Origin of the sequence: Dermabacter sp., from assembly GCF_032550575.1 — a bacterium.
GTDB lineage: Bacteria > Actinomycetota > Actinomycetes > Actinomycetales > Dermabacteraceae > Dermabacter > Dermabacter hominis.
On record NZ_JAWFZC010000001.1, the window covers coordinates 147714 to 172714 of the forward strand.

Below are 25001 nucleotides of genomic sequence, written 5' to 3' on the forward strand. Positions count from 1 at the left end.
CGTGTGGACGACGATCTTTTTTCCCTCAAGCCAGCCGTGCAGGCCCCAAAGACTCTCGCGGACCGCAACGTCGATCACCGCGCGCCGCTAGCCGCCCGTATGAGGCCGCGTTCGCTCGACGAGATCGTCGGTCAAAAGAATGCTCTTGCCGACGGCTCACCCCTGTTTCGTCTCGTGGGAGAGGACGATTCGCATACGGCCCCGAGCTCAATCATCTTGTGGGGGCCACCCGGAACGGGCAAGACGACGATCGCTTACGCCGTCGCGCGGGAGGGCGATCGCGAGTTCGTCGAGGTTTCAGCGGTGCTTGCGGGAGTCAAAGATATCCGTGCTGTTGTTGATGCGGCGCGCTCGCGCCTGCGCACGACTGGCCGCGAAACGATTCTCTTTGTCGATGAGGTGCACCGGTTTAATAAGTCGCAGCAAGATGCGCTTTTGCCGTCGGTTGAGAACCGGTGGGTGACACTGATCGCCGCGACGACCGAGAACCCCTATTTTTCAATCATCACCCCGCTGATCTCGCGCTCGATTGTGCTCACCCTCGATTCGCTCGGTGGAGAGGAGATTGATGCACTGCTGACGAGAGCGCTCGCCGAGGAGCGGGGGCTCGGCGGTTCGGTCGAACTTGAGAGCGATGCCCGCGAGGCGCTCGTGCGTCTCAGCGGAGGCGATGCCCGCAAGGCCCTCACAGCGCTCGAGGCTGCTGCTGCTTCAGCACTGAAGACCCCAGAGAAGCGGATCACGGGCGATATCCTCGCCCACGCGATCAACCGTTCGATGTTGACCTACGATCGCGAGGGCGATCAGCACTACGACGTCATCAGCGCGTTCATTAAGTCGATGCGGGGAAGCGATCCGGATGCGGCCCTGCACTATCTGGCCCGCATGATTGAGTCGGGCGAAGACCCGCGGTTCATCGCGCGGCGAATCGTGATCGCAGCGAGTGAGGAGGTCGGCATGGCCGACCCGACCGCGCTTCAAGTTGCCGTGGCCGCAATGCAGGCAGTCCAAATGATTGGGATGCCCGAGGGGCGGATCCCGCTCGCCCAAGCGGTCGTGCACATCGCAACGGCCCCAAAGTCCAATGCGAGTTACGCGGGAATCAATCGAGCGATCGCCGATGTGCGCGAAGGAAAAGGGCGTTCGGTTCCCGCACATCTTCGCGATGGGCATTACAAGGGCGCCGAAAAGCTTGGCCACGGCGTTGGCTACGTGTACGCGCACGACGAGCCGCGGGGAGTGGCACGTCAGCAATACGCCCCCGACGACCTCGTCGGCGTTAACTATTACGAACCAACGGATCGCGGTTTTGAAGCGCGCGTGAAGAGCTCACTTGCGATTTTGCGTTCGCTCACGCGCGGCGCGGGTGGGGTGCAGGGGTCCGACGGTTGACGCGCGGTGAGCGATCCCACAGAGGCTTGTGTCTCCCAAGCCTCTGAAACGCTTGAGGCTCGGCACTCGGCACGGTAAAGTTTTGCGCTGAATCCGCGGCTGCCAAATGGATTCATCGCATCGAAATTGAGGTAACTTACGTGACCAGTGTCACCAAAGCACGTCGTACCGCACGCCTTTCGCGTGCGCTCGGTCTTGCGCTTACCCCGAAGGCCGTCAAGTACTTCGAGAAGCGCCCCTACCCGCCGGGCCAGCATGGTCGTGGCCGCCGTTCGAACTCGGACTACGCGGTTCGTCTGACCGAGAAGCAGCGCCTTCGCGCTCAGTACCAGCTTCGTGAGAAGCAGCTCCACCGCGCCTACTTCGAGGCCAAGAAGCTCCCGGGTCTGACCGGTGAGTCGATGATCGAGCTTCTCGAAACTCGTCTCGACGCCCTTGTTCTTCGCGCGGGCTTCGCTCGCACGATCCTTCAGGCTCGTCAGTTCGTCTCGCACCGCCACATCCTCGTGGACGGCGAGATCGTGAACATCCCCTCGTACCGTGTGAAGCCGGGCCAGACCATCCAGGTCAAGCCGAAGTCGCAGACTCTCGAGGCTTTCGCGGACGCGGCTGAGGGTTCGAACTCCGACGTTCAGGCGTCGGTTCCTTCGTACCTCTCGGTGCAGCTCGAGGAACTCAAGGCTCAGCTCGTTGCTCGCCCGAAGCGCTCCGAGGTCCCCGTGACCTGCGACGTCGCGCTCGTCGTCGAGTACTACGCTCGCTGATTTCTTTATGGAGGAGGCCTCACGGCCTTCACTTCATGCGGCTCCGACCAGTACGAGAACGTACACTTGGTCGGGGCCGCTTTTCGTTAAAGGCCCAGCCCAGTCCACGCCCGTGAGGGCTTAGGGAAGGAAGAACCCATGCAGACAGCCGAGGTTTCACGCCGGTGGCTCGAATTCTTCAAGAGCAAGGACCACGAGATTGTCCCGAGCGACTCGCTCGTCTCCTCTGATCCTTCGATCCTTTTCACCGTTGCCGGCATGGTGCCGTTCATTCCCTACATTGTTGGCACGGATACGGCTCCGTGGCCACGTGCGGCGAGCGTCCAAAAGTGCATCCGAACGAACGACATCGACAATGTCGGCAAGACCACGCGTCACGGCACGTTCTTCCAGATGGCCGGCAACTTCAGCTTTGGGGATTACTTCAAGGAAGGCGCGATCGACTTCGCGTGGGAGCTTCTCACGACGAGTGTGGGTGAAGGCGGGTACGGACTGGAGGGCGATCGGCTGTGGATCACCCTGTGGGAGAACGATCAGGAAGCCTACGACCACCTCACGCGCGTGATCGGCATCGATTCTCGCCACATTGTGCGCCTTCCGAAGGAAGAAAACTTCTGGTCGACCGGCCAGCCTGGTCCGGCCGGCCCATGTGCTGAATGGCATTACGATCGTGGCCCCGAGTTCGGCCCCGAGGCCGAAGGAGGCAGCGTCGACCCGGGCGGCGATCGCTACCTCGAGATCTGGAACCTTGTCTTTGACCAGTACATGCGAGGCGAGGGCAGCGGGAAGGATTACCCGCTGATCGGTGAACTCGACCGCAAGGCGATCGATACCGGTCTCGGCGTTGAGCGTCTCGCCTATCTTTTGCAGGGCAAGAACAACATGTATGAGACCGATCAGGTCTTCCCCGTCATCGCGCGCGCGGAGGAGTTGACGGGGCTTCGGTACGGGACGGGCGACGAGCAATCGGATGTGCGCATGCGCGTCGTTGCCGACCACGTTCGCAGCGCCATGATGCTTGCGTCGGATGGCGTGCGCCCAGGTAATGAGGGGCGCGGTTACGTGATGCGCCGACTTATTCGACGCGCGGTGCGCTCGATGCGTCTACTTGGGTTTGATAAGCAGGCGCTGCCGGAGCTGCTGCCAGTCTCGAAGAACGCCATGGTGGCGTCGTATCCCGTTCTCGAGGAGAAGTTCGCGAAGATCGAAGAGGTTCTGTACACGGAAGAGGATGCCTTCCGTCGCACGCTCTCCAACGGCACGCAGATTTTCGAGGGTATGAGCGCGAACCTCAAGAAGAGCGGATCGGATCTGCTCGCGGGGGATGATGCCTTCACGCTCCACGACACGTACGGCTTCCCGATCGACCTCACCCTGGAAATGGCTGCAGAGGCAGGTCTGCGCGTTGATGAGGCTGGCTTCCGGGCAGCGATGCAGGAGCAGCGAGAGCGCGCCCGCGCCGATGCCCAGGCCAAGAAGGCAGGGCATACCGATACAGCACTGTTCAATGACATCGTGAACACCAACGGCCTCACACGCTTCGTGGGGTACACGGACGACACGGTCTCGACGACAGTCGGCTCGATCCTTGTCAACGGCGCCCTCGCAGAAACCGTCAGTGCCCCCGCCGACGTGGAAATCGTCCTTGCAGACACGCCGTTCTATGCAGAGATGGGCGGTCAGCTCGCCGACCAGGGCACGATCAGTCTTGCCGGCGGCGGCATCATCGAGGTTGACGACGTCCAGGCGCCCGTCAAGGGGCTTTCTGTCCACCGTGGTCGCCTCATCGAAGGGGCTGCCCGTACCGGCGAGTCTGCGATCGCACGCATTGACACAGAGCGTCGCGGCGCCATTGCCCGTGCCCATACGGCAACGCACATGGTGCACCAGGCGCTGCGCGAAGAACTTGGCGAAGGCGCGACCCAGGCCGGTTCCGAGAATTCGCCGGGCCGCATGCGCTTTGATTTCCGCTACGGCCAGGCCGTTCCGCAGAGCTCCCTCGCGCAGGTCGAGGGCAAGGTCAACCAGATGCTGCAGCAGAACCTCGAGGTGACAGACGCGCAGATGCCGATCGACGAGGCGAAAGCGCTCGGCGCTCAGGCATTGTTCGGTGAGAAATACGGCGACATCGTGCGCGTCGTGTCGATCGGTGGCGACTGGTCGCGCGAGCTGTGCGGCGGCACGCACGTGCCCGTCACCGGCAGCCTCGGCTCAGTCCAGCTCGTTTCGGAGGCTTCGATCGGTTCGGGCGTCCGTCGCGTTGACGCGCTCGTTGGCGAAAGTGCCTATAAGTTCCATTCGAAAGAGCACGCACTTGTCTCGCAGCTCGCGGAGATTTTGAAAGTGTCTACGGACGACATTCCGGGGCGTGTGCAGGCGCTTACGAAGCGTGTGAAGGAGATGGAGAAAAATCTTCAGCAGATGCGAGGTCAGCAGCTGCAGGCCGAGGCAGGCAAGCTCGTTGAGTCCGCCGCTCCCGTCGGCGGCGTGCGCGTGATCGCCCATGACGCTGGCGAGGGAGTGGCAGCGGGGGACTTGCGTACTCTCGCGACAGATTTGAGGGCGCGCCTTGGAGAATCAGAGCCCAGCGTGGTGGCACTCGCAGGGGAGTCCGATTCTCGCGCAGCGCTCGTTGTCGCCACCAATGCCGCGGCGCGCGAGGCTGGCATCAAGGCCGGGGCGCTCTTGCGCGACGCTGCCGCAGCGATGAACGGTCGAGGGGGCGGCAAGGACGACCTCGCTCAGGGCGGTGGCGGCGAGCCGTCGCTCGTGCCCGTTGCGCTAGAGACGATTACCGCAGCCCTTCGCGCCCGCGTATGATGCCTCGGCGATTTGTGCGGATCGGCGTCGACGTGGGCGATGCCCGCGTCGGTGTCGCCCGCAGTGACGCCGACGGCCTCCTCGCGACGCCAGTCGACACGTTCCCGCGCGAGGAAGCCGCACCAAAGCTCCAGGCTCTCATCGCCGAACTTGGCGCCGAGCGACTGTATGTCGGCAAGCCTCGCTTGCTGAGCGGCGAATGCGGCACGGCAGTTGAGAAAGCTCAAGCGTTCATCGCCGAACTCGCGGAACTCGAACCGATTGAGTCGGAACCCGAGTACGACGTGTACCTTGTAGACGAACGGATGAGCACCGTGAGTGCTCACCGTGCACTGAGCGATTCGGGGCGCCGACATCGCACACACCGACCGGTGATAGACCAGGTCGCTGCAGTCATGATTCTTCAGACTGCTCTTGATTTCGAACGCGCGCGTGGAGCTGCGGCTGGAGAGCCGTGGAGCCACAGCGATCCCCAGTAAGGAGTATTCGTGCCAGATTCTTCCCTTGAGGACCTGCTGGGTTCGTCGGGTCACCATGAGACTCGATCGGGGCGTGGAAAGCGTCGGAGCCCGAAGCCGAGCCTGTTGAAGCGGTTCTTGCCCGCTGTGCTGGTGCTGGTCGTCCTCGGAGCGCTCGTGGGCGGCGGATACTTCGGCTACTCCTGGATTTCCACCAACGTGGATGTGTCAAGCTCAGCGAAAGACTACGAGGGCGAGGGATCCGGCGAGGTCGAGATTGTCGTGAAGGATGGCGACAGTGGCTCGGACATCGCGGCAACTCTCGTCGACGCTGGCGTGATCAAAACGAAGGGCCCGTTCGTCAACGCCTTTGCGGCGAGCCAGGATGCCCCGAACATTACGCCCGGCACCTACAAGCTGCGTAAACAGATGAGCGGAGCATCAGCGCTAAGCCTGCTGCTCGATCCTTCGAGCCGCGTGGGGATTCGCGTGACTATCCCTGAGGGACAGACCACTCGAAAGATGTACGAACGGTTGAGCAAGGCAACGGGCATCCCCGTCAAAGAGTTTGAAAAGGCCGGAGCTGATTATGAGGCACGCGGCGTGCCGAAGAACCCAGCGAAGTCAATCGAAGGGTACCTGTGGCCCGGTACCTACGATTTTCACGAAGACGATTCAGCCGCCGATATTCTCGACACGATGGTCTCCCGTATGACCACGAGGCTCAAGAAGAAGGGGATTCCCGAGGACAAGTGGCACGAGACCCTCACGATTGCCTCGATCGTGGAGAAGGAAGCACGCAATCCCGAGGACTACGGGAAGGTCGTGCGGACGATCGACAATCGTCTTGCCGGCGTTGGCGAGGCGGGCGGTAAGCCCATGAATCTCCAACTGGATTCGACGGTCGCCTATTTCAGCAAGAGCGAAACGATCTCCACGACACCGGAGCAGCGGGCGACTGACTCGCCTTACAACACGTACAAGCACCCCGGGCTTCCCATCGGCCCTATCTCCAATCCCGGCGATGCCACCCTCGATGCCGTGAAGAATCCGCCAGAAGGGCCCTGGCTCTACTGGGTGACCGTCAATACGGATACCGGGGAGACGAAGTTCGCGGCCACTAAGGCAGAGCACGACAAGAATGTGGCGCAGTGGCGCGAATGGGCGAAGAAAAAGTAAGCGGTCATCGACTGAGGTTTGCCGTGATCGGGGATCCGATCGCGCACTCGCGCTCGCCCGAACTGCATGAGGCGGCCTATCGCGCGCTCGGGATCGAGCACGCGAGCTACGAGCGGGTTCACGTGCCACGCGGAGAATTTGCGCGTTTCGCACGCAACATACTCCCGCTCTACGACGGCGTGAGCGTGACGATGCCTCACAAGGCTCATGCACACGAGCTCGCCGTGGCTCACGGTACCCACTCTGAGCTCCAGATCGCGAATACTCTGCTCCCGATCGGCTCGGGCCGCAAGCGACGATACGTCGCCTTCAACACCGACGTCGCGGGAATTCAGGGAGCGCTCGATTCTGCGGGAATCGCGGGGATCGAAAGTGCGACGCTTCTTGGATCAGGTGCGACTGCCCTTTCACTGGCCGTGGCCCTTCATGAGGCAGGGTGCACGCGTTTTACCCTGCTCGCGCGCTCACGCCAGAAACTCACGTCCCTCGAATCACTTCTCAAGAGCCGGGGCGTTCACGTGCGCGTGGGGGACTGGGATCATCCCGCACGAAGCTTCGATACTGACATCGTCGCGAGCGCGCTCGCACTCGAGGGGGCTAAAACAATTGCCAACCGCGTCCTTGCCCACCTGGACGAGGTAGCGCGAGTGCCGTCGGCCTTTTTCGATGCGCTGTACTTCCCGGACCCCACCCCGCTCGCGCGAGTTCGCACGGCTTTCGCCGACCGCATGGATTGCGCGACCGCCCCGGCATTCGCGACCGGCGCCCACATGCTCGCGCATCAGGCCGCCCGGCAAGTCGAACTCATGTGCGGAGTTGAGGCCGCTCCCGCCGAAGGGATGTACGAAGCAGTATTCGGAGTCGGGATCTAGAGTGCTCCGGAGTAGCCAAGCTGACGCCACGCCTCATATACGGCGATCGAAGCGGAATTAGCGAGGTTCAGCGAGCGGCGCCCCTCGAGCATAGGAATACGGACGCACTTCGTGATGCGGGGGTGCTGCAGTACCGACTCGGGAAGACCTGTGTCCTCCCTCCCAAAGAGGAGAACATCGCTTTCGCGGTAGGTGATGTCGTGGAAATGCGCATCTGTATGTCCCGTGAATGCGAATACCCGTGAATCCGGGAGGGCGGCGAGGGCATCGTCGAAGCTCTCGTGAACTGTCATGACCGCGAGATCGTGGTAGTCGAGGCCCGCGCGGCGCAAATGCGCGTCGTCAAAGTTGAAGCCGAGCGGCTTAATAAGGTGAAGCGGCGCCCCCGTCACGGCGGAGAGCCTGATGGCGTTGCCGGTGTTACCGGGGATGAGAGGTTCAAAAAACATGATGTGGGGCATAGGTTCGAGTCTCTCACGTCGCTCATTCTTACCCGAACCTCCGTCGGCGCGTGATTCCGTTCACGAATCCGCAAAAAACGAGCTCTGAATTTCCTCCGACGTGCGCACGGTGGTAATCTCATTGAGTCGCAAACGAAGAAGCGACAAAAACCCGGTCCGGGTGGCGGAATAGGTAGACGCGCTAGCTTGAGGTGCTAGTGCCCGCTTAAGGGCGTGGGGGTTCAAGTCCCCCCTCGGACACCGTGGAGAAACCCTCCGTGCGCAATCGCAGCACGGAGGGTTTTCTGTTGCGTGTAATCACCCCCTGCAGCGCGCGCGTTCGGGAGTTTTGCATCCGCGAACGTTTACCGAAAGTTATTTCTTGTTCAAGCGGAAGTCTTGTTGCCGTTTGTCCGCTCTGCTTTGATTGTGATGGGCGTCTCGCGGGGGCGGAGAGACGAGTTCCAACCATGCGGAGCGGGCATGCGCTAACGCACCTGCGGTGCGAAGGCAAGGCGGGGGCCTTCCTTCTCCACTTACGCTGCGGCATGAATGACGACCGGTTGGAACCGCGGGCGAAGCCGTGCATAGCGATATGAATGGAGCTTCGCCCGCCCCGCCCGCACCACCGCTCAGTTCATGCTTCCAAAGCGCGCCGCGCATCGATTAGAGCGCGCAAGTTCCGTTTTAATCACACTGTTGTGGAAGATGGACCTTAGTCCCACAACTGGCGCGACAGCGTTATGGTAACGTCGTTTCACCCGGCTACGGCCTTACGCCCCGTAACGAGCCGCAGGTCGTGCACTAGTGGTCTGCAAATCGTGCGGCGCGCACACGAGCCTGGTTATCCGGCCCCAACCGGGTCCGGTCCTTTCCCTAGCTAGGAGAAAACAATGAAAGCTATTGTCCGCATGAGCGCAGTCGCTGCGACCGCCGCCCTCACCTTCGGCTTCGGTGCCGCTGCAAACGCGGAAACCGTCGATTGCAACGACCTCACGGCTGAGCAGAAGGCTGACCTCGAATACGCTGCAATGGGCATCATCAGCGTGCCCGCAGACCTCCAGAAGTGCGTTGGTCAGTGGGATACCCCGACCGGCGAAGAGGCCGCTGCTGCTGAGAACGACTACAGCGATGCCGCTGAGAAGGAATACAACAAGAACACTCAGCCTGAGTGGGATACCCCGACCGGTGACGAGGGCGCTGCCGCTGAGAACGACTACCTCGACGCCGCAGAGAAGGAATACAACAAGAACACTCAGCCTGAGTGGGACACTCCGACTCGCGACGAGGCTGCCCAGGCAGAAAACGACTACCTCGACGCCGCTGAGAAGGAATACAACAAGAAGAACGAGATGCCGGAGTGGGACACTCCGACTCGCGACGAGGCTGCTCAGGCAGAAAACGACTACCTCGATGCTGCCGAGAAGGAATACAACCGCCTCAACGAGCAGAACAACGCCGAAATGCCCTCTGGCAACAACGGGGAAGAGAAGGTGACCGACGGGGAAGCGGGCACCTCCGAAGCCTCGGAAGGTGACAACGACGGCGCCTCGGAAGAAGCCGATGGCGCCACGGACAAGCAGGAAGAGAAGGCCGCTGCTTCGAACAGTGGTTCTGGTCTTGCCCGCACCGGTGCTTCGGTGGGCATCCTCGCTGCACTCGGTGCCGCTGCGACCGCAGTTGGCGGTGGCGTGAGCTACCTCCGCAAGCGCGCCTGAGCTCTATCGCGGAGTTTCATTCGCTTCTCTTGAAAGGGGCGCCCCTCTCGGGGCGTCCCTTTTCGTTCACTCGCACGCGAGTTGAGTATTGTGACCGGGGTCCGGTTCGTGCCGGAGTATCCGAAGGTGAGGGCAGCGGCCAGCCTTGGCTTCCTTAGATCAAGCGGCGTTAAAAAAGACCGAGGAGCGCGAGCCCAAGGCCTCCGTAGGGAGCGCTCAGAATGATCGGGCCGAATGCGAAACGGGCCTTGGTGCTTCTCGTTCTGACAAGCACCCAGAACGCTGCAAGTGCCCCCGCGCCGCATATCCACGCTAAAGCTCCCAGAAGGACCGGTATGCCGCCGAGTCCCGCGAGTACAACGGTGGCCGGGGTGACTTTCGCATCGCCCATTCCGATACTCCCGGGGGACAGGAGCGCAAAGACAAAAACCAACGCACCAACAACGACGGCGATGGCACATGCACCAAGCACGCGCTTTTCGACCGTGGGAATCATGAGGGCAGTCACCGCTGCCGTACAGGCCACCGCACCGGTGATCGCGAGTGTGAGTTTGTTGGGTAAGCGATGCTCGCGGATGTCGATGTACGACAGGGGAATCGCAAACGTGAGGTGCGTTAAAGCCACGATTGCAAAGAGTGCCGTTGTGTCGGCCGAGTCGAAAATACTGATCACGCTTCTCAGTTCACCACATGACAGCTGGCATCGCCGCCTGGACACCAATTCTGTGGACAACCATTACGGTGCGGTGACACGCATGATGCGTCGGCGCAGCCACACCTTTTTCCCGCCGCCGATGAACTTCTGCGTCCGGGCAAGTTCCCAGCGCCCGTACTCGGCCTCGTCCGTGAGGGCCTCGCGGGCCTGACCAATCGACGTCCCCTTAGGGATCGTGAGCACCTGAAACTCGTAGTCGCGCGCCGAGCGTCCCTTCGCCACCGGAGCCTGAAGCAGGCTGGAGGGGGTGGAGACCTTCCACTGAGGAGGAAGGATCGATGTGCGTGATCGGTCCGGAATGTTTGTCATGAGCGCTCCTTTCCTCGAGCGAGTCTGCCACCTTGCGTGCCGCACAAAAAATTGCCGCCAAATTCCGGGCATTCCGCTACCTTTTGCGGGGGTTTCGCGGTATTTTCGTTGCATGAACACGAAAGATCCTCGCGCCGCACTGACCGCACTGATCGCCGCCCTTGAGCGCCACTTCGATGTCATCGCCGCCACGAATGGCGAGGATGAAGACCAGCTCGACGTTGCCACCGAACGTCTCTCGCTCGCCTTTGAGAATTACGACGACGCACTTTTCGATGCGTACAACGTCGCGACCCCATTCATTATCTTTGACGACGATGAGGACGACTACGACGAGGACGACGATTTCGACGACTTCGACGATCTCGATCTCGACGATGACGACGACTATGACGACGAGGACTGAGCGTCCGGCGGCGATCCCGTAATCGATCACACACTACGCGGTGCCTTCCAGGCGGGGAGGTGCCGCGTAGTGTCGCATTGTGGCAAAATCGCCCGGCGTGCCGCGCATGGATCTGATGCCCACGCAACCTGATAAGGAGTCGTTGAGTTGAGTTTCCTCGATGCGGTGATCCTGGGCATCGTCCAGGCGCTCACCGAGTTTCTTCCCGTGTCATCGAGCGCTCACGTGCGCGTCGTTGGTGAACTTCTGAACCCGGGGAAGGATCCCGGGGCGGCATTTACGGCAATCATGCAGCTTGGAACTGAGCTCGCCGTCCTCATCTACTTTTTCAAGGACATTGTCCACATCATCGCGCAGTGGGCGAAGTCGCTCGTGGGTAAGGTTCCGCATTCGGATCCGGATGCCCGCATGGGGTGGTTTGTCATCCTCGGATCGATTCCAATCGGAGTTCTCGGGCTCTTGTTCGAGAAGCAGATCGACCACGCGCTTCGTAATCTGTACATCACGGCAGCGATGCTGATCCTTTTCGCGGTGTTTCTCGCGTATGCAGATGCACGCGGTGCGCAGGAGAAGAATCTGGAGGACTTGAGCCTCAAAGACGCGATCCTCTACGGCCTCGCGCAGGCTCTCGCCCTTATCCCTGGCGTGAGCCGCTCCGGTGGCACGATCACGATGGGCCTCATCCTGGGTTACAGCCGCAAAGCCGCGGCGCGTTACGCATTCCTCCTCGCGATTCCAGCGGTGTTCGCGTCTGGCCTGTACAAGGCGTACAAGGAGGTGCCAGCCCTCTTGAGCCCCGAGGGGCGTGCCGCCGCTATGGCAGCGGGGGAGCCAAGCCTTTCGGCGATCATCGTCGCCACGCTCGTGGCGTTCGTGCTCGGCTATGCGGTGATCGTGTGGTTCATGCGCCTCATCGAGAATCACTCGTACTCGGTGTTTGTGTGGTACCGCCTCATCGCAGGCACGGTTCTTCTTCTCCTGCTCGTGTTCGGGGTGGTGTCCCCGCTCGGGGGCGCGTAAAGCTTCCAGAACCGACGTAAGACGGCGGCGCGCCTAGTGCGTGTCGCCGTCTTCGCGTCTGCGGAGGAATTGCTCGAATTCGGAAGCGATTACATCGCCCGATGCCTCCGGCAGTTCCGTCGCATCCCTCATCTGTTCGAGTTGCTCAACGTACTGCTTGATGTCCTCTTCTTCGTTGGCCATGGCGTCCATACCTCGCTCCCACGCGCGTGCATCCTCCGGAAGCTCGCCGAGGGGAATGTGCAGGTCAAGTTCGCGATCGAGTGCGGTAAGGAGTGCGAGGGTGGCCTTGGGGGCGGGGTTTTGGCCGACGTAGTTCGGGACCTGGACCCACAGGGAAAGGGTTCCGACGCCAGCGGTGTGGGCGGCGTCGTTCAAAATGGCGGGGATGCCGATGGGGCCCTCGTAATCGTCGGCGTCGGCAACCCTCGGGGTTTGCGAACCCCACGTTGTCGATGTTGGCAGCGGCCGCGTGTGAGGGGTGTCGGCGAGCAGGGCCCCCAGTGTCACGAGAAGCGTGCACTGAGCGGATGTCACGTGCGTGAGGATATCTTCGCAGTAGCCCGTCCAGTTGAAGGAGGGCTCGGGGCCGGTGATGATGAGGATGCGCGTGCCTCGGTGGGGCTTGAGGGGGATGATGTGCGTGTGCGGCCAGGTCACGCGGCGTTGGCCTTCGCTATCCCTGGCCAGGAGCGGGCGGTTGATCTGGAGGTCGACGTAGTGATTAGCGTCGATGGTGTGCGGTGGGCGTTCCTCATCGACGCCGATCGTGTTCATCAGGTGGGTGAGGGCTTCACTACTGCCGGTACCTGCATCGTTCCAGCCGCCGAAGGCTGCGATGGCTATTGTGCGGTTGACCTCGTCGTGAGCGGGGTTTTCGGGCACGCATTCCTCCTTCAGCTACGCCGTTAGGCGTGTCGTGCAAGTATAGTTCTCGACGCTGCAAGGTAGAAACGAGGTGGGTATGGGAGCTGAGCTGGAACGGACGATGCCAAAGGTCTCCGTCGGGGCCGGAAGTATTCTTTTTGCGGTGTTGCTTGCGGTGATGATTCAGCCGCAGTTCGCCCAGTACTTGCCGGGTGCCTTTGCTATTGGCGCGGCAGCCATCGCAGCAGTGCTCTTTTTGCTCTCGGTTGCTTTGCACGAGCTCGCACACGCGTGTGTCGCGCGCGCCTTCGGGGCGCGGGTGCGTGAGATCGCCCTGACCTTGTTTGGCGGGCATACGACGTATGAGGGACCGCGTCTGAGCCCTTCGCGCTCGATGCTCATCTCACTTTCGGGACCGGCCACGAATGCCATCCTTGCCCTCATCCTGAGCGCCGTCGCTCGGGCCCTGACGCCCGTGCTCCTGAACGCCGATTCGGGAGCACTCGCGATGTGCGCGCTTGCGTGCCATTTTGCCTCGACCCTCAACTGGGCGCTCGCAATCTTCAATGTCCTCCCGGGGCTGCCCATGGATGGCGGGCGGGCACTTGAGGCGATCCTCCGTGCACGTGGAACCAACGCTGCCCGGGCAACGATCATCACGGGGTGGGTAGGCCGTGTGATCGCCGTCGGCGTCGTGGTCGTCCCACTCGCGCTCTCCGCCGTGCGCGGAGACCTACCGTCCCCGCTATGGACGGTGTGGAGCATTCTGATCGCGCTATCGCTGTTTCAGGGAGCCTCGCAGGCTATCGCCCACGCGCGCTTTCTCGAGAGCGCCGATATGCTCCACATCGCGCACGTGTCGCAAGAGGTCCGCGTGCTTTCGAACGCGGCAACGGTTGAGCGGGAACGATCCTACCTCGAACGCGGTGGGCTCTACGTCGATCCCGACGGCGTCGTCCTCGCCCCAGCTGCCGCGATCGCTGAGGCGCCTGCGGACTATCCGGTTCACGCGGTGCTCTCACCCGTGGTGAGGGCAACGGTGCTCGATGGGCGTCCCGAGGGGAGCGACCTTCTCGCTGCCATGCAGGCTGATGAGGCGCCCGCCTATCTCGTGCGCAACGACGCAGGTCAATTTGTGAGCGTGATTTTTGCGCAGGATGTAGCCCGCGCGCTGAACGCTCGCGGGTGAGGTGCGCAAAAGCCACGTAGACTCACTGTCATGACTTCGCCGCACGAAACCGACCCCACCGTCACCGCACGCCTCGACCGTACGGGGCCCTTCGTTGTGGGGGACAAGGTCCAGCTCGCCGACCACAAGAATCGCCTCAACACGATCACGCTTAAAGAGGGCGGGGTGCATCATTCCCACCGCGGGTTCCTTCGCCATGACGACCTGATCGGCAAGAGCGATGGCACGGTTGTCGAGAACAGCGCTGGCGTCGCCTTTCAGGCGCTGCGCCCGCTCTACAACGACTACATGATGGCGATGCCTCGCGGCGCGGCGATTATCTACCCGAAGGATTCCGCGCAGATCCTCATGTACGGGGATATTTTCCCGGGGGCACGCGTTCTTGAGGCAGGGGTGGGCTCGGGCGGGCTCACGATTGCGCTTTTGCGGGCGCTTGGGCCCGACGGCTCTTTGCGCTCCATCGAACGCCGCGAAGATTTCGCCGAGGTCGCGAAGGCTAATGTCGAAAGTTTCTTCGGTTCCGTGCCCTCGTGGTGGGACTTGAGCATCGGCGATTTCCAGGACGGCGCGCATGAGCTCGCGCAGCAGGGCGAGCGCGTCGACCGTGTCGTGCTCGATATGCTCGCGCCGTGGGAGTGCGTGGACAGTGCGGCAGAGGTGCTTGAAGACGGCGGCGTGTTTCTCGCGTACGTCGCGACGGTGACGCAGCTGTCTCGTACGGTCGAGGCGCTTAGGGATCACGGCGAGTTCACCGAGCCCTATGCGTGGGAAACGATGATGCGCCCGTGGCATCTCGATGGCCTTGCGGTGCGCCCTGAGCACCGCATGAACGCCCACACAGGGTTCTTGTTGACGTCCCGCCGCACGGCTCGCGGCTGCAAGGCACTGCTTCGCAAGCAACGCCCGGCCCCTGGTTCGCGGGATGAGGCGGAGCTCAACGACCCCGCAAACGAGGGCTTCGGTGGCTCGAGTCATGAATGGACGAGCGAGGACTTCCACGACCGCAACGTTGCGCCACGCAAGACGAAGCGGGCACTCCGAGACATTAGGCAGGGGAGGACGCGGTGAAGACCTATCAGGAGCTGAACGAGGAACTGTCGAAGCTTGCTCGCAGTAACGAGCAGCTCGTGAAGTCGCTGTCGAAAGCGCGCGAACAGATCGTGCAGTTGCGAAGTGATCTCGAGTCACTCGCGGATCCGCCGTCGTCTTTCGGCACGTTCGTTGCGAAAGTCGAGGACAACCAGATCGATATCCTCCACAATGGTCGAAAGCTGCGCGTACTGGTTGCCCCCGACGTTGACGTCGAAGCGCTTACACAAGGCCAAGAGGTGCGCCTCAATGAGAACCTCATAGCCGTTGAAGCATTGACGCACGAGACGACAGGTTTTGTCGCGACCGCCGTAGAGCAGCTTGAGGATTCTCGTGTGCTCGTTCAGGTTCACGCCGATGAACAGCGCGTCATGAACGTCGTTCCGGAACTTCTGGATAGTCGTATCAATAGGGGCGATCACCTCATGGTTGACCCGAAATCCGCCCTCGTTCTCGAGGTTCTTGAACGCAAGGAAGTTGCGGACCTCATCCTCGAGCACATTCCGGATGTGTCCTACAGCGATATCGGTGGCCTTGGTGACCAGATTGACGCAATCCGCGACGCCATCGAGATGCCGTTTCTGCATCAGGAGCTCTTTCATGAGTATGGTCTTCGCCCGCCAAAAGGCGTGCTCCTGTATGGCCCGCCCGGGTGCGGAAAGACCATGATTGCCAAGGCTGTTGCGCACGAACTCGCCCTCAAAGCGGCACGTCAACGCGGCCAGGATCCGAGTGAGGTTGTGAATCGCTCGTGGTTCCTGAATGTCAAGGGACCGGAAATTCTCAACAAGTATGTGGGCGAGACGGAACGCTCCATTCGGCTCGTGTTCGAGCGCGCCCGAGAGAAGGCAAGCTCGGGCAATCCGGTCGTCGTGTTCTTCGACGAGATGGACTCGCTTTTCCGCACGCGCGGGTCGGGGGTGAGCTCGGATGTCGAGTCAACGGTTGTGCCACAGCTTCTTGCCGAGATCGACGGAGTTGAAAGTCTCGAGAACGTCATCGTCATCGGGGCCTCAAACCGCGAGGACATGATCGATCCGGCGATCGTTCGGCCCGGGCGACTCGACGTCAAGATCCGCATCGAACGCCCTGGCCCCAAGGCGGGCGCGGAAATCCTGCGGCTCTACCTCACGCATGACGTCCCGCTTGCCGAAGAACTCGACGTTCTCGTGGATTGCGCTATCGAGCGTATTTACGCGCGCGACGACGATATGGCCTATGTCGACCTCGAGTATGCGGATGGGACAGCCGAGGTGCTGTATTTTGCGGAGTTCATGTCCGGCGCGATGCTTCGCAACATTGTGGACCGCGCGAAGAAGCTCGCGATTAAGGCGGAGCTTTCCGACGGTGAGCGGGGGATTTCTCGCGCTCACCTTCTCGAAGCGATCCACACAGAGTTCAAGGAGAATGAGGACCTTCCCTCGACTGCAAATCCCGATGATTGGGCCCGAGTTTCGGGTCGTCGCGGCCAGCGTATTACCCGCATGACGCCGCGCCGCGCGGCGAGCAGCGAGGAGGTTGCGGCACCGTGAGCTCGGTCATTCCGTCCCTGACGACTCGGCGCCCAATGGGCATTGAAACGGAATTCGGCATCGTTCACACGTCTGATTCCGAGCGTGAACGTTCCGGGGCGAACGCGTCAATTCGCCTCTCGCACTATGCCGTCGCGGCTTATGCCCTGCTCGAGGACTCACCGAAGCGCCGTGTTCGCTGGGACTACGGCGACGAAACCCCTTTGCGTGACGCGCGTGGGTTTGAAGTTCAGCGCGCTGCCGCACACCCTACTCAGCTCACCCATGAAGCGCACGATGCGCACGTTCCAAGCGTCGACGCGGATTTCGAGATCACGGTCGGTGACGATATTCCGCTCGACCTCGACGATGCCGCGACCCTGCATTTTGCGGAACGCCGTGCGATCGGAAACGCGGTACTGACCAACGGTGCTCGACTCTACGTCGATCACGCCCATCCCGAATACTCTTCGCCAGAGGTCATGACCGCCCGCGAAGCGGTCGTGTGGGATAAGGCGGGGGAGCGTATCGCTCGGCTCGCCATGGCTCGCATCGAGGAGGCCGACGGTATCCCGGCCCTCGCGCTGTTCAAGAACAACACCGATGGCAAGGGCCAAAGCTACGGGACGCACGAGAACTATCTCGTGGACCGGGGTGTCCCTTTTGAGCGCCTTTGCGAAATTCTCATCCCCTTTTTCGCGACGCGCCAGATTCTCGTGGGGGCGGGACGCGTCGGGATCGGCACCCGCGGTGAGATCGACGGCTTTCAGATCAGCTCACGCGCCGACTTTTTCGAAAACGAGGTGGGGCTCGAGACGACACTCAATCGGCCAATCGTCAACTCTCGGGACGAATCCCATGCCGATTCCTCGCGATTTCGCCGGCTGCACGTCATTATTGGCGATGCGAACCTCTTCGAGACCTCAACGTTCCTCAAGCTCGCGATGACTTCCCTCGTTTTGAGCCTTGCGGAACGGGAACACGCGACAGGAAAGTCGCTCCTTCCGGACATTCAGCTCGTCGATCCTGTCAGCGCCGTCCACGAGATTTCGCATGATCTGGGCTTCGCGAAAACCTATGCCACCACGGATGGTAGGCAAGCGTCGGCCCTGGATATTCAACGCGCCTACCTGAGCGCCGTGAAGAATTCGCTCGAGGGAGACGAGGCCGATGCAGAGACCCTCGAGGCGATCGCGCTGTGGACTGAGCTTCTGGAGGTGCTCGAGCGTAATCCACTGGACGCCGCGGATCGCATCGAATGGGTGGGCAAGTACGCCCTCGTTAAAGCGTTTCGGGAGCGGCACGGACTGGAGTGGTCCGACCCTCGGCTCGCGGCGCTCGATCTCCAGTTCACGGATGTCCGCGAGGATAAATCCATCTACGAGAAGCTTGCGAAGGCGGGGCGCGTGCGCCGGCTCGTGCGCGATGACGAGATCTCGCACGCGGTGACACACGCTCCCGAATCGACCAGAGCGTACATACGAGGCGGCCTTGTCACGCACCACCGCGACGATCTTGACTCGGCAGGGTGGGACGTCGTTACGGTGCGACACGAGGGTGCGGCCATGCGCGTGCGTCTCGCTGATCCAACGGTCGCGTCGAAACAGTGGTGCGAGGCCCACGGGGTCGATCCAAGCGGGGCGATTGAGACTCTCCTTGAAAGTTTTCGGAAGGCCGCTGATGAGATGCGGTGATGGCGCGCCCCGCCGCGGGGCGCATGTAGCGTGGACACGAATGAAGAGAAAGGACGTCGCAGCATGACACAGTCGCAGATTCACGGTTCCGGTGGCGGCGATGAGAATGACGAGCCGCTTATCGACCAGAACTCCGGCCAGATTCAAGCGTCGATCGCCTCAAGCGACGATCTCCTCGACGAGATCGACCTTGTGCTCGAATCCAACGCGGAGAGTTTCGTGAAGTCCTTCGTGCAAAAGGGCGGTCAGTGACCAACCTTGGCGACCCCCTCACCTCGCTTTCGGCGCATTTGAAGGCGGAGGGCCTTCTGGCCCCCGAGCTTTCAGGCGTAAGCAACGCTCATGTGACTGTTGCCGAGGCGACGACGATCATTGCCGTCCGCCATACGGGTGGGAAGGCCGTCACGCTCGCCGCTGATCGACGTGCGAGCGCCGGCCACCGGATCGTCAAGGACGACATGATGAAATTGTTCCTTGCCGATTCTCACTCGGCCATCGGTATCGCGGGCACCGCCGGACTCGGCATTGAGTTCGCGCGCTTGTTCGCCCTCGAACTCGAGCACGTCGAGAAAATCGAAGGGCACGCGCTTAGTCACGAAGGCAAGGTTCGAAGGCTGAGTATTCTCGTGCGCGCGCACCTCCAGCTTGCTCTGCAGGGCCTCGCCGCCGTCCCGCTGCTCGCTGGCTTCGATGAGCGCCTGGGCTTGGTGCGTGTGCACACCTTCGATGCAACCGGAGGATCCTACGAGGAGGAGGAGACGGCGGCCATCGGCTCGGGCAGCGACATCGCGCGGGCGGTTCTCGATGCACGGCGAAACATTCTCGACTGCGACCGCGAAGAAGCCCATTGCCTTACCCTTCAGGCACTCGCCTCCGCCTCCCGTCGAGACTCGGCAACATCGGGCCTTCGCGGCGAGTCACTTCCCGTTCTTGTCGACGTCGATGCTGAAGGCGCGCGCTTCGTGGATGCGGATCGGATCCTTGAGCTCGCTAAGGAGCTTTCATGAGCATGCCGTTTTACGTCGATCCCGAACAGCTGACGAAGGATCGGGCCGACTTCTCTCGTCGCGGAGTGTCGCGTGGTCTCCCGGTTATCGCCGCGAGCAGCGCCGATGGCATTGTCATCATCGCCCTCAATTCATCGACGTCTCTCATGAAAATTGGCGAGGTACACGACCACATCGCCTTTGCCGGCGCAGGAAAGTTCCACGAGTACGAGGCGCTCAGGCTCGCGGCCGTGCGGTGGGCCGATACTCGCGCCTACCAGTATTCCCGCCGTGATGTTTCGGCTTCCTCCCTCGCCAACGCTCTCGCCCACGCCATTGGCGAGGCGTTCGTCTCCGCACCAAAACCGCTGGAGATTGCGCTCTTGCTGCCGGAAGTCGGGCAGGCGCCAGAGTTGGATCGTATTTTCTCTTTGAGTTTCGATGGATCTTTGAGCGATCACGGCACATTCGCCGCGATCGGCGGTGTTCCCGATGGGCTCGCACAACGCGCCTTCGACAGCGCTCTTTATGAGCGCGAAGCCGAGGCCGTGATCGATTTTTGCGTACGCGAGCTTGCGCGAACCCACGCCGATGACAGAATTCATGCCGAGATTGCCCTGCTTCGACGTGGAGTTGAGTTGCGTTCGTTTGAGAGGCACACTCCTGTCAGTATGGCGAGGGCGGAAAGGTCGCATCTATGAAACGGCGCGTGGGCGGATTAGAGACAGAATTTGGGCTTCTCGCTGTAACCGCCGATGGGCGGCAAGCCCTCGAACCTGAAGCCGCAGCAAGGGAACTGTTCCGGCCGGTTGTCGCGTGGGGGCGTTCCTCGAACGTGTTTCTTACGAACGCGGGCAGGCTCTATCTCGACGTCGGCTCCCATCCCGAGTATGCGACCGCGGAATGCGACGATCCGTGGGACATTGTCGCCCAGGAGCGCGCGGGCGAGCGGGAGCTTCACGCCCTCGTCCACGAGGCCAACGCGCGATTGAAATCCGACGGCCGCGACGCACGCATTCATTTGTTTAAAAACAATGCTGATTCTCAGGGCAATTCCTTTGGAAGCCACGAGAATTACCTCGTGGAGCGCAAAGGCGAATTCACACGCCTGCCAGCATTGCTGCTGCCATTCCTCATTACGCGGCAAATCGTCACGGGGGCCGGGGGAGTTCTCGACGGCGAGGGCGGGCCGGTTTTCGGCTTCTCGCTGCGGGCCGACCACATGTGGGAGACGGTTTCGTCCGCGACAACCCGTGCACGCCCGATCATCAACACGCGCGATGAACCCCACGGCGATCCGTCGCGCTATAGGAGACTGCACGTCATTTCTGGAGACTCGACCATGAGTGAAGTCTCCACCTGGCTGAGGTTCGCGATGACGTTCGCCGTGTTGCGATTTATTGAAGACGGGCACGCTTTTGCAGACTTCGAGCTCGCGGACCCGATCAGCGATATTCGCCGGATTGCGCGAGACCTCACGGCGAGCGAACCACTCCAGCTGAAGAACGGCGGCGTAAGCACGGCGCTTTCGATTCAGCGCGCTTATTTCTCCGCTCTCGAGCGCACATACGATGACCTCGACCCTCGAATGATGGACACGTGGGACCGAGGGTTGCGAGCGCTCGAAACGGGCAATTTCTCGCCCGTCAATCGCGAACTCGACTGGGCGATTAAGCACGAGCTGTTTACGACGGTGGCGGATCGTCGTGGGCTCGCGCTCAACGCGCCCGAGATTCAGCGCCTCGAACTGGCCTATCACGATATTGATCCCGGTCGAGGCGTGTTCTATGCACTCGAGCGCCGCGGACTTGCGACGAGCGTCCTGAGCGACGAGCGAATTGAGGCCGCCCGTCGAGTGGGTCCGGCTACAACTCGCGCGCACTTGCGTTCAAGAGTCTTGACACTCGCACGGGAAAAGGGGATCGACGTTGCGGTGGATTGGACAACCGTGCGACCGAACACACCCGGCGCTCTTCCCATCACACTGCTCGATCCGTTTGAGGTCGAAAACCCAGAAATCGACCGCTTGCTCGATAGTCTTGAAGAATATTCATCGGCACCCGCCGAGCTGAAAGGACTCCAGTGATTAACCGTCGCTCGCTGCTCGCTGCAGCTGCTTCCACTTCCGCCCTTGTAACCCTCGGGGCGTGCGCGAAAAAATCGTCACCTACGGCGAAGGGCGCTGCTCAAGCATCGGACTCGGGCGCATCCACGGCCTCGGCCTCGGATGGCGGCGGTAGTGCGGCCGACGAGGCCAACCTTCTTGACCGCGTGAAGGTCACCAGTGCGTTCGGTGAGGATCCGACTGTCGATTTCGACGCCCCGCTGGAGTTTTCAAACTTTCACTCAACCGTGGTGAGCAAGGGCGACGGCCCTGCAATCGCCGAGGGCGATTTCATCGTGACCCGTTCCGCCTATTTTGATCCGGAAAGCGCGGAAGTGCTTGCTTCGCAGTGGAAGGAGGGGACGTTCTCTCCTTTCAAGGTGGATAAGCAATCCGTGGGCCAAACGGCGACCGAATTCTTTACGGGGTTGACCTCCCATTCGCGCTTTCTCATGGCCGGCGTGGCCGGGACCCAAAAACAAAAGGTGCTCCAGGTCGGGGACGTCGTCGGCGTTGCATTGAAGCGAGCTGAGGGCGACGCACAGAAGCTTCCCGCGGAGGTTCCCGGTTTCGCCCTCGGTGAGGACGGCGCTCCAAATCTCACCGCCAAACCGAACGGTACCGCTCCCACCACGCAGGTTGTCGCCCCCGCGATCAAAGGTCACGGACCGGCCGCGAAGAAGGGCGACACGCTCATCATGCACTACCGCGGTTGGGACTGGGCAACCGGAGAAGAGTTCGACTCGTCGTGGGGGCGTGGCACCCCGTTCTCGTTCAAGCTAGGCGACGGCCAGGTCATTAAGGGCTGGGATGAGGGGCTCGAGGGTGCAGCGCAAGGTAGCCAGATTGCTCTGATTCTTCCGCCGGCGTCGGCCTACGGGGAAGCCGGCGAAGGCAATCAGAATCCTCTCGCCGGCAAGACCCTGCTCTTTGTCGCCGATGTTCTGTACGTGGCCTCGCCCGAGGCCTAAGCACTAAATCTCAGGAGAATCATGTCGAAACCAGTTGTGAGCGTTGAAGGGTGCGAGGCGCCCGAGGAACTCGTCATTATCGATGAGAAGATCGGTGACGGTGACGAAGCCAAGGCCGGCGACGTTGTCGACGTCCACTACGTGGGGGTAGGCCTCAGCGATGGCAAACAGTTCGATGCGTCGTGGGATCGAGGTGAGCCGCTGCGCTTTACGCTCGGCGTAGGCCAGGTCATTCCCGGCTGGGACCGCGGAGTGCAGGGAATGCGCGTGGGCGGGCGCCGACGTCTCGAAATCCCCTCGTCGCTTGCGTACGGTCCCCGCGGTATCCCGGGCGTTATTAAAGGCGGGGAAACCTTGATCTTCGTCTGCGATCTCGTTGGGGTGACCGGGCGCTGACCCAAGAGCCACCGGCGCTCTTTGACTCCGCGACACCCAAGAGCGAAGACAGCAGTCGCAACGGACGACCGTTCGAAACCACCGCGGGCTTCTCGCTCGCGACGGATCGGCCGGTCGTCTCTGTTCACGTGCTCGGTACTCTCGCGCACCTCGATCGCCTCTTCGAATACGCGGTCCCCGCGGCTCTCGATGCTGTTGAGCCCGGGATGAGGGTGCGTGTGCGATTCTCCGGCCGCGAGCACGAGGCGCTCGTACGGGCACGCTACGAAAGACCCGACACTATCCGGCCGCTCGCACCGCTCGTGTCCGTCGTAAGCGAGGACGTTCTCCTTTCGGAGCACATGTTTCGGGTGTGCGAGGACGTTGCGCAGCGGTACGCGGGATCGCTCAGCGACGTGCTGCGACTCGCCGTTCCCGCGCGCAGCGCAGGCGCGGAAAAGGCACACCGGGCGCGCATGGAACGCCATGCACGCGAAAAATCTGGCGCGCCTGACAGGGAGACTGCTTCGAGCGGTAACACTAGCCCTCAGAGCGAGAAGTACCGTTCCAAATTCGCGGGGCTCGGGGCTTTCCTCGAGCACTCATGCGGTGGAGACCGCACTCCGCGGGCGTCGATCGTTCTCGATCCGGTGGATTCGTGGATTGAACTCGTGCTCGAATGCCTCTCGGGACTTGAGGATGATGCGGGCGCGATCATCCTCGCGAGTGATCAGCGCGACGTCGATCGACTGGCAAAGGCCCTCACGGCGCACGCGATCGACCACGCCCAATTCGGTAGCGCACAGGGCCCCCATGCGCGGTACACGGCGTTTCTGTCCACACTCCAGGGGCGCTCACGCCTCGTCATCGGGACGCGCAGCGCTGTTTTTGCTCCCGTGGCAAACCTCCGCATGATCCTTGTATGGGATCCGGATGACGACCTCTACGAAGAACCACGAGCGCCCTACCCCCACGCGCGCACGGTCGCCCTCACGCGAAGCTTCCACGAAAGCTGTTCCCTGCTCTTCGTTTCGCGGGCACCGTCGGAATTCGCCCGCTACCTCACCCTTGCCGGCACTCTCGCGGCTCTCGAACCCGTGCCCGCCGCCCATGCCCATACTCACCCACGTATCGAGCTCATGGACGCGTACTTGCGTGAGAGAGAGGGGGCAAGCGGGTTTTCGCGTTTGCCGTCGCATGCCCACGCGGTCATACGCCGAGGACTTGCGGAAGGGCCCGTGTTGGTCCACGTGCCGCGAGCGGGATACGCCCCGGCACTCGCGTGTCGATTTTGTGGGACCAAGGCGACGTGCGTGCATTGCCACGCGACTCTCGCCGCGCCCGGAAGAGGGGAACTATCGTGCAGCGTGTGTTCTCGTCGGTACGGCCACTATCGTTGCCAGGAATGCGGGGGAGCGGATCTGCGCCCCATAGTCCTCGGCCAAGAACGCACCGCTGCCGATTTGAAGCGCTCCTTCCCGAACGCAACGCTCCACGTATCGGGCGGGGCCTCCGGAATTGTGGAGGATTCTGACGTTCGCGACGGCGACCTCGTGATTGCAACACCGGGCGCAGAGCCGCAGCCCGAGGGCGGATACGCGGCGTCGGTAATCATCGACGCGGCCGCGTCCCTCGGCAGAGCCGCTTACAACGCCGACTGCGAAACAATCCGCCGCTATTCCCATGTGATCGGCCAGACCCGCACGTTCAACAAGGGCGGGCAGGTGCTGATCGTTGGACCCGATCAGCACCCCGCACTGCGTTCGCTCGTTCTCGTGCGCTCGAACGCTTTTATTGACCGAGTGCTTGAAGAACGCGCCGAACTCGGGCTTCCCCCCGCGTTTAAGGTCCTCGAGGTGCGAGGAGGCCGAACGGCGTGCACCGACTTCCTCGAACGGCTCGATGCGCCGCGAGGCGTCGATATTTTTGGCCCCACGGAGGTCGAGTCTTCCACCATTGATGCCGAAGCGCGCGTCGTGCTCCGGTGCCCCGTCAGGCACGCGCCTGCATTGGTGGAGGCAGCGCGAGCGGTCATGCTCGTGCGTAGCGCGAAGAAGCATCCGGGCTCCCTTCGCCTTCAGGTTGACCCCCCGCATGTCTTCTAGGCGTGGCCGTTAGACTT

Annotated in this window: 24 protein-coding genes and 1 tRNA gene; 21 read left to right on the forward strand and 4 right to left on the reverse strand. The window is 61.9% G+C overall.

Annotated elements, in window-relative coordinates; all coding sequences use genetic code 11:
* Nucleotides 1–3 precede the first annotated feature (3 nt).
* The 6 genes from E6X30_RS00735 to E6X30_RS00760 all read left to right on the forward strand — a co-directional run bounded on the left by E6X30_RS00735 (nucleotide 4) and on the right by E6X30_RS00760 (nucleotide 7485).
* Nucleotides 4–1392, forward strand: coding sequence for a replication-associated recombination protein A (locus E6X30_RS00735; RefSeq protein WP_316335534.1), 1389 nt, complete (start codon nucleotides 4–6; stop codon nucleotides 1390–1392).
* A gap of 140 nt (nucleotides 1393–1532) precedes the next feature.
* On the forward strand, nucleotides 1533–2156 hold the full coding sequence (rpsD, locus tag E6X30_RS00740; RefSeq protein ID WP_016664527.1) for a 30S ribosomal protein S4: 624 nt from the start codon (nucleotides 1533–1535) through the stop codon (nucleotides 2154–2156).
* A gap of 138 nt (nucleotides 2157–2294) precedes the next feature.
* Nucleotides 2295–4976 carry an alanine--tRNA ligase gene (gene alaS / locus E6X30_RS00745; protein WP_070436037.1) on the forward strand — a complete coding sequence of 894 codons (2682 nt, stop codon included), beginning with the start codon at nucleotides 2295–2297 and terminating at the stop codon, nucleotides 4974–4976.
* Entirely contained in the window at nucleotides 4976–5455 is a 480-nt protein-coding gene (gene ruvX, locus E6X30_RS00750) for a Holliday junction resolvase RuvX (protein ID WP_232049697.1), read from the forward strand. The genes alaS and ruvX overlap by 1 nt, the downstream gene beginning before the upstream one ends.
* 9 nt (nucleotides 5456–5464) lie before the next feature.
* A complete protein-coding gene (mltG, locus tag E6X30_RS00755) occupies nucleotides 5465–6613 on the forward strand; it encodes an endolytic transglycosylase MltG (protein ID WP_016664530.1) in 1149 nt (382 codons plus the stop codon).
* 23 nt (nucleotides 6614–6636) lie between these two features.
* Complete coding sequence (locus E6X30_RS00760) at nucleotides 6637–7485, forward strand: shikimate dehydrogenase (RefSeq protein WP_016664531.1); 849 nt, start codon at nucleotides 6637–6639, stop codon at nucleotides 7483–7485.
* Here E6X30_RS00760 and E6X30_RS00765 read toward each other — a convergent pair.
* Nucleotides 7482–7946, reverse strand: a complete 465-nt coding sequence (locus E6X30_RS00765) for a tRNA (cytidine(34)-2'-O)-methyltransferase (protein ID WP_016664532.1) — start codon at nucleotides 7944–7946, stop codon at nucleotides 7482–7484. The genes E6X30_RS00760 and E6X30_RS00765 overlap by 4 nt on opposite strands.
* 154 nt (nucleotides 7947–8100) lie before the next feature.
* Here E6X30_RS00765 and E6X30_RS00770 point away from each other — a divergent pair.
* Nucleotides 8101–8186, forward strand: a tRNA-Leu gene (locus tag E6X30_RS00770).
* Between the two features lie 632 nt (nucleotides 8187–8818).
* The gene (locus E6X30_RS00775) at nucleotides 8819–9643 is read left to right on the forward strand and encodes a hypothetical protein (RefSeq protein WP_016664533.1); all 825 of its coding nucleotides are present in this window, start codon (nucleotides 8819–8821) and stop codon (nucleotides 9641–9643) included.
* Between the two features lie 169 nt (nucleotides 9644–9812).
* Here E6X30_RS00775 and E6X30_RS00780 read toward each other — a convergent pair whose 3' ends face one another.
* Together E6X30_RS00780 and E6X30_RS00785 are read right to left on the reverse strand one after the other, a co-directional pair.
* Nucleotides 9813–10268 (reverse strand): prepilin peptidase, encoded by a 456-nt coding sequence (locus tag E6X30_RS00780; protein ID WP_168161946.1) that lies wholly within the window; start codon nucleotides 10266–10268, stop codon nucleotides 9813–9815.
* A 111-nt stretch (nucleotides 10269–10379) separates the two neighbouring features.
* On the reverse strand, nucleotides 10380–10667 hold the full coding sequence (locus E6X30_RS00785; RefSeq protein ID WP_016664535.1) for a DUF5703 family protein: 288 nt from the start codon (nucleotides 10665–10667) through the stop codon (nucleotides 10380–10382).
* Nucleotides 10668–10779: 112 nt separating this feature from the next.
* Here E6X30_RS00785 and E6X30_RS00790 point away from each other — a divergent pair, with 112 nt between their 5' ends.
* Both E6X30_RS00790 and E6X30_RS00795 read left to right on the forward strand, forming a co-directional pair.
* Nucleotides 10780–11073 carry a hypothetical protein gene (locus E6X30_RS00790; protein ID WP_016664536.1) on the forward strand — a complete coding sequence of 98 codons (294 nt, stop codon included), beginning with the start codon at nucleotides 10780–10782 and terminating at the stop codon, nucleotides 11071–11073.
* Between the two features lie 147 nt (nucleotides 11074–11220).
* The gene (locus E6X30_RS00795) at nucleotides 11221–12093 is read left to right on the forward strand and encodes an undecaprenyl-diphosphate phosphatase (RefSeq protein WP_316335535.1); all 873 of its coding nucleotides are present in this window, start codon (nucleotides 11221–11223) and stop codon (nucleotides 12091–12093) included.
* Between the two features lie 33 nt (nucleotides 12094–12126).
* Here E6X30_RS00795 and E6X30_RS00800 read toward each other — a convergent pair whose 3' ends face one another.
* On the reverse strand, nucleotides 12127–12978 hold the full coding sequence (locus E6X30_RS00800) for a PAC2 family protein (RefSeq protein ID WP_016664538.1): 852 nt from the start codon (nucleotides 12976–12978) through the stop codon (nucleotides 12127–12129).
* A gap of 79 nt (nucleotides 12979–13057) precedes the next feature.
* Here E6X30_RS00800 and E6X30_RS00805 point away from each other — a divergent pair, with 79 nt between their 5' ends.
* From E6X30_RS00805 to E6X30_RS00855, 11 genes are all read left to right on the forward strand, one after another.
* Complete coding sequence (locus tag E6X30_RS00805; RefSeq protein WP_316335536.1) at nucleotides 13058–14149, forward strand: M50 family metallopeptidase; 1092 nt, start codon at nucleotides 13058–13060, stop codon at nucleotides 14147–14149.
* Nucleotides 14150–14179: 30 nt separating this feature from the next.
* Complete coding sequence (locus tag E6X30_RS00810; RefSeq protein WP_316335537.1) at nucleotides 14180–15217, forward strand: tRNA (adenine-N1)-methyltransferase; 1038 nt, start codon at nucleotides 14180–14182, stop codon at nucleotides 15215–15217.
* Nucleotides 15214–16770: a proteasome ATPase gene (gene arc, locus E6X30_RS00815; RefSeq protein ID WP_070436041.1), complete on the forward strand. Its 1557-nt coding sequence runs from the start codon at nucleotides 15214–15216 to the stop codon at nucleotides 16768–16770. The genes E6X30_RS00810 and arc overlap by 4 nt, the downstream gene beginning before the upstream one ends.
* Nucleotides 16767–18443, forward strand: coding sequence for a depupylase/deamidase Dop (dop, locus tag E6X30_RS00820; RefSeq protein WP_016664542.1), 1677 nt, complete (start codon nucleotides 16767–16769; stop codon nucleotides 18441–18443). Before arc ends, dop begins: the two co-directional genes overlap by 4 nt.
* A 63-nt stretch (nucleotides 18444–18506) precedes the next feature.
* Complete coding sequence (locus E6X30_RS00825) at nucleotides 18507–18695, forward strand: ubiquitin-like protein Pup (RefSeq protein ID WP_016664543.1); 189 nt, start codon at nucleotides 18507–18509, stop codon at nucleotides 18693–18695.
* Entirely contained in the window at nucleotides 18692–19450 is a 759-nt protein-coding gene (prcB, locus tag E6X30_RS00830; RefSeq protein ID WP_016664544.1) for a proteasome subunit beta, read from the forward strand. The genes E6X30_RS00825 and prcB overlap by 4 nt, the downstream gene beginning before the upstream one ends.
* The gene (gene prcA / locus E6X30_RS00835; protein ID WP_034373137.1) at nucleotides 19447–20130 is read left to right on the forward strand and encodes a proteasome subunit alpha; all 684 of its coding nucleotides are present in this window, start codon (nucleotides 19447–19449) and stop codon (nucleotides 20128–20130) included. Before prcB ends, prcA begins: the two co-directional genes overlap by 4 nt.
* Nucleotides 20127–21515, forward strand: coding sequence for a Pup--protein ligase (gene pafA / locus E6X30_RS00840; RefSeq protein WP_316335538.1), 1389 nt, complete (start codon nucleotides 20127–20129; stop codon nucleotides 21513–21515). Before prcA ends, pafA begins: the two co-directional genes overlap by 4 nt.
* On the forward strand, nucleotides 21512–22504 hold the full coding sequence (locus E6X30_RS00845; protein ID WP_070458625.1) for an FKBP-type peptidyl-prolyl cis-trans isomerase: 993 nt from the start codon (nucleotides 21512–21514) through the stop codon (nucleotides 22502–22504). The genes pafA and E6X30_RS00845 overlap by 4 nt, the downstream gene beginning before the upstream one ends.
* Before the next feature lie 21 nt (nucleotides 22505–22525).
* Nucleotides 22526–22900 (forward strand): FKBP-type peptidyl-prolyl cis-trans isomerase, encoded by a 375-nt coding sequence (locus E6X30_RS00850; protein WP_034373142.1) that lies wholly within the window; start codon nucleotides 22526–22528, stop codon nucleotides 22898–22900.
* Between the two features lie 128 nt (nucleotides 22901–23028).
* A complete protein-coding gene (locus tag E6X30_RS00855; RefSeq protein WP_316335539.1) occupies nucleotides 23029–24984 on the forward strand; it encodes a primosomal protein N' in 1956 nt (651 codons plus the stop codon).
* Nucleotides 24985–25001: the final 17 nt, after the last annotated feature.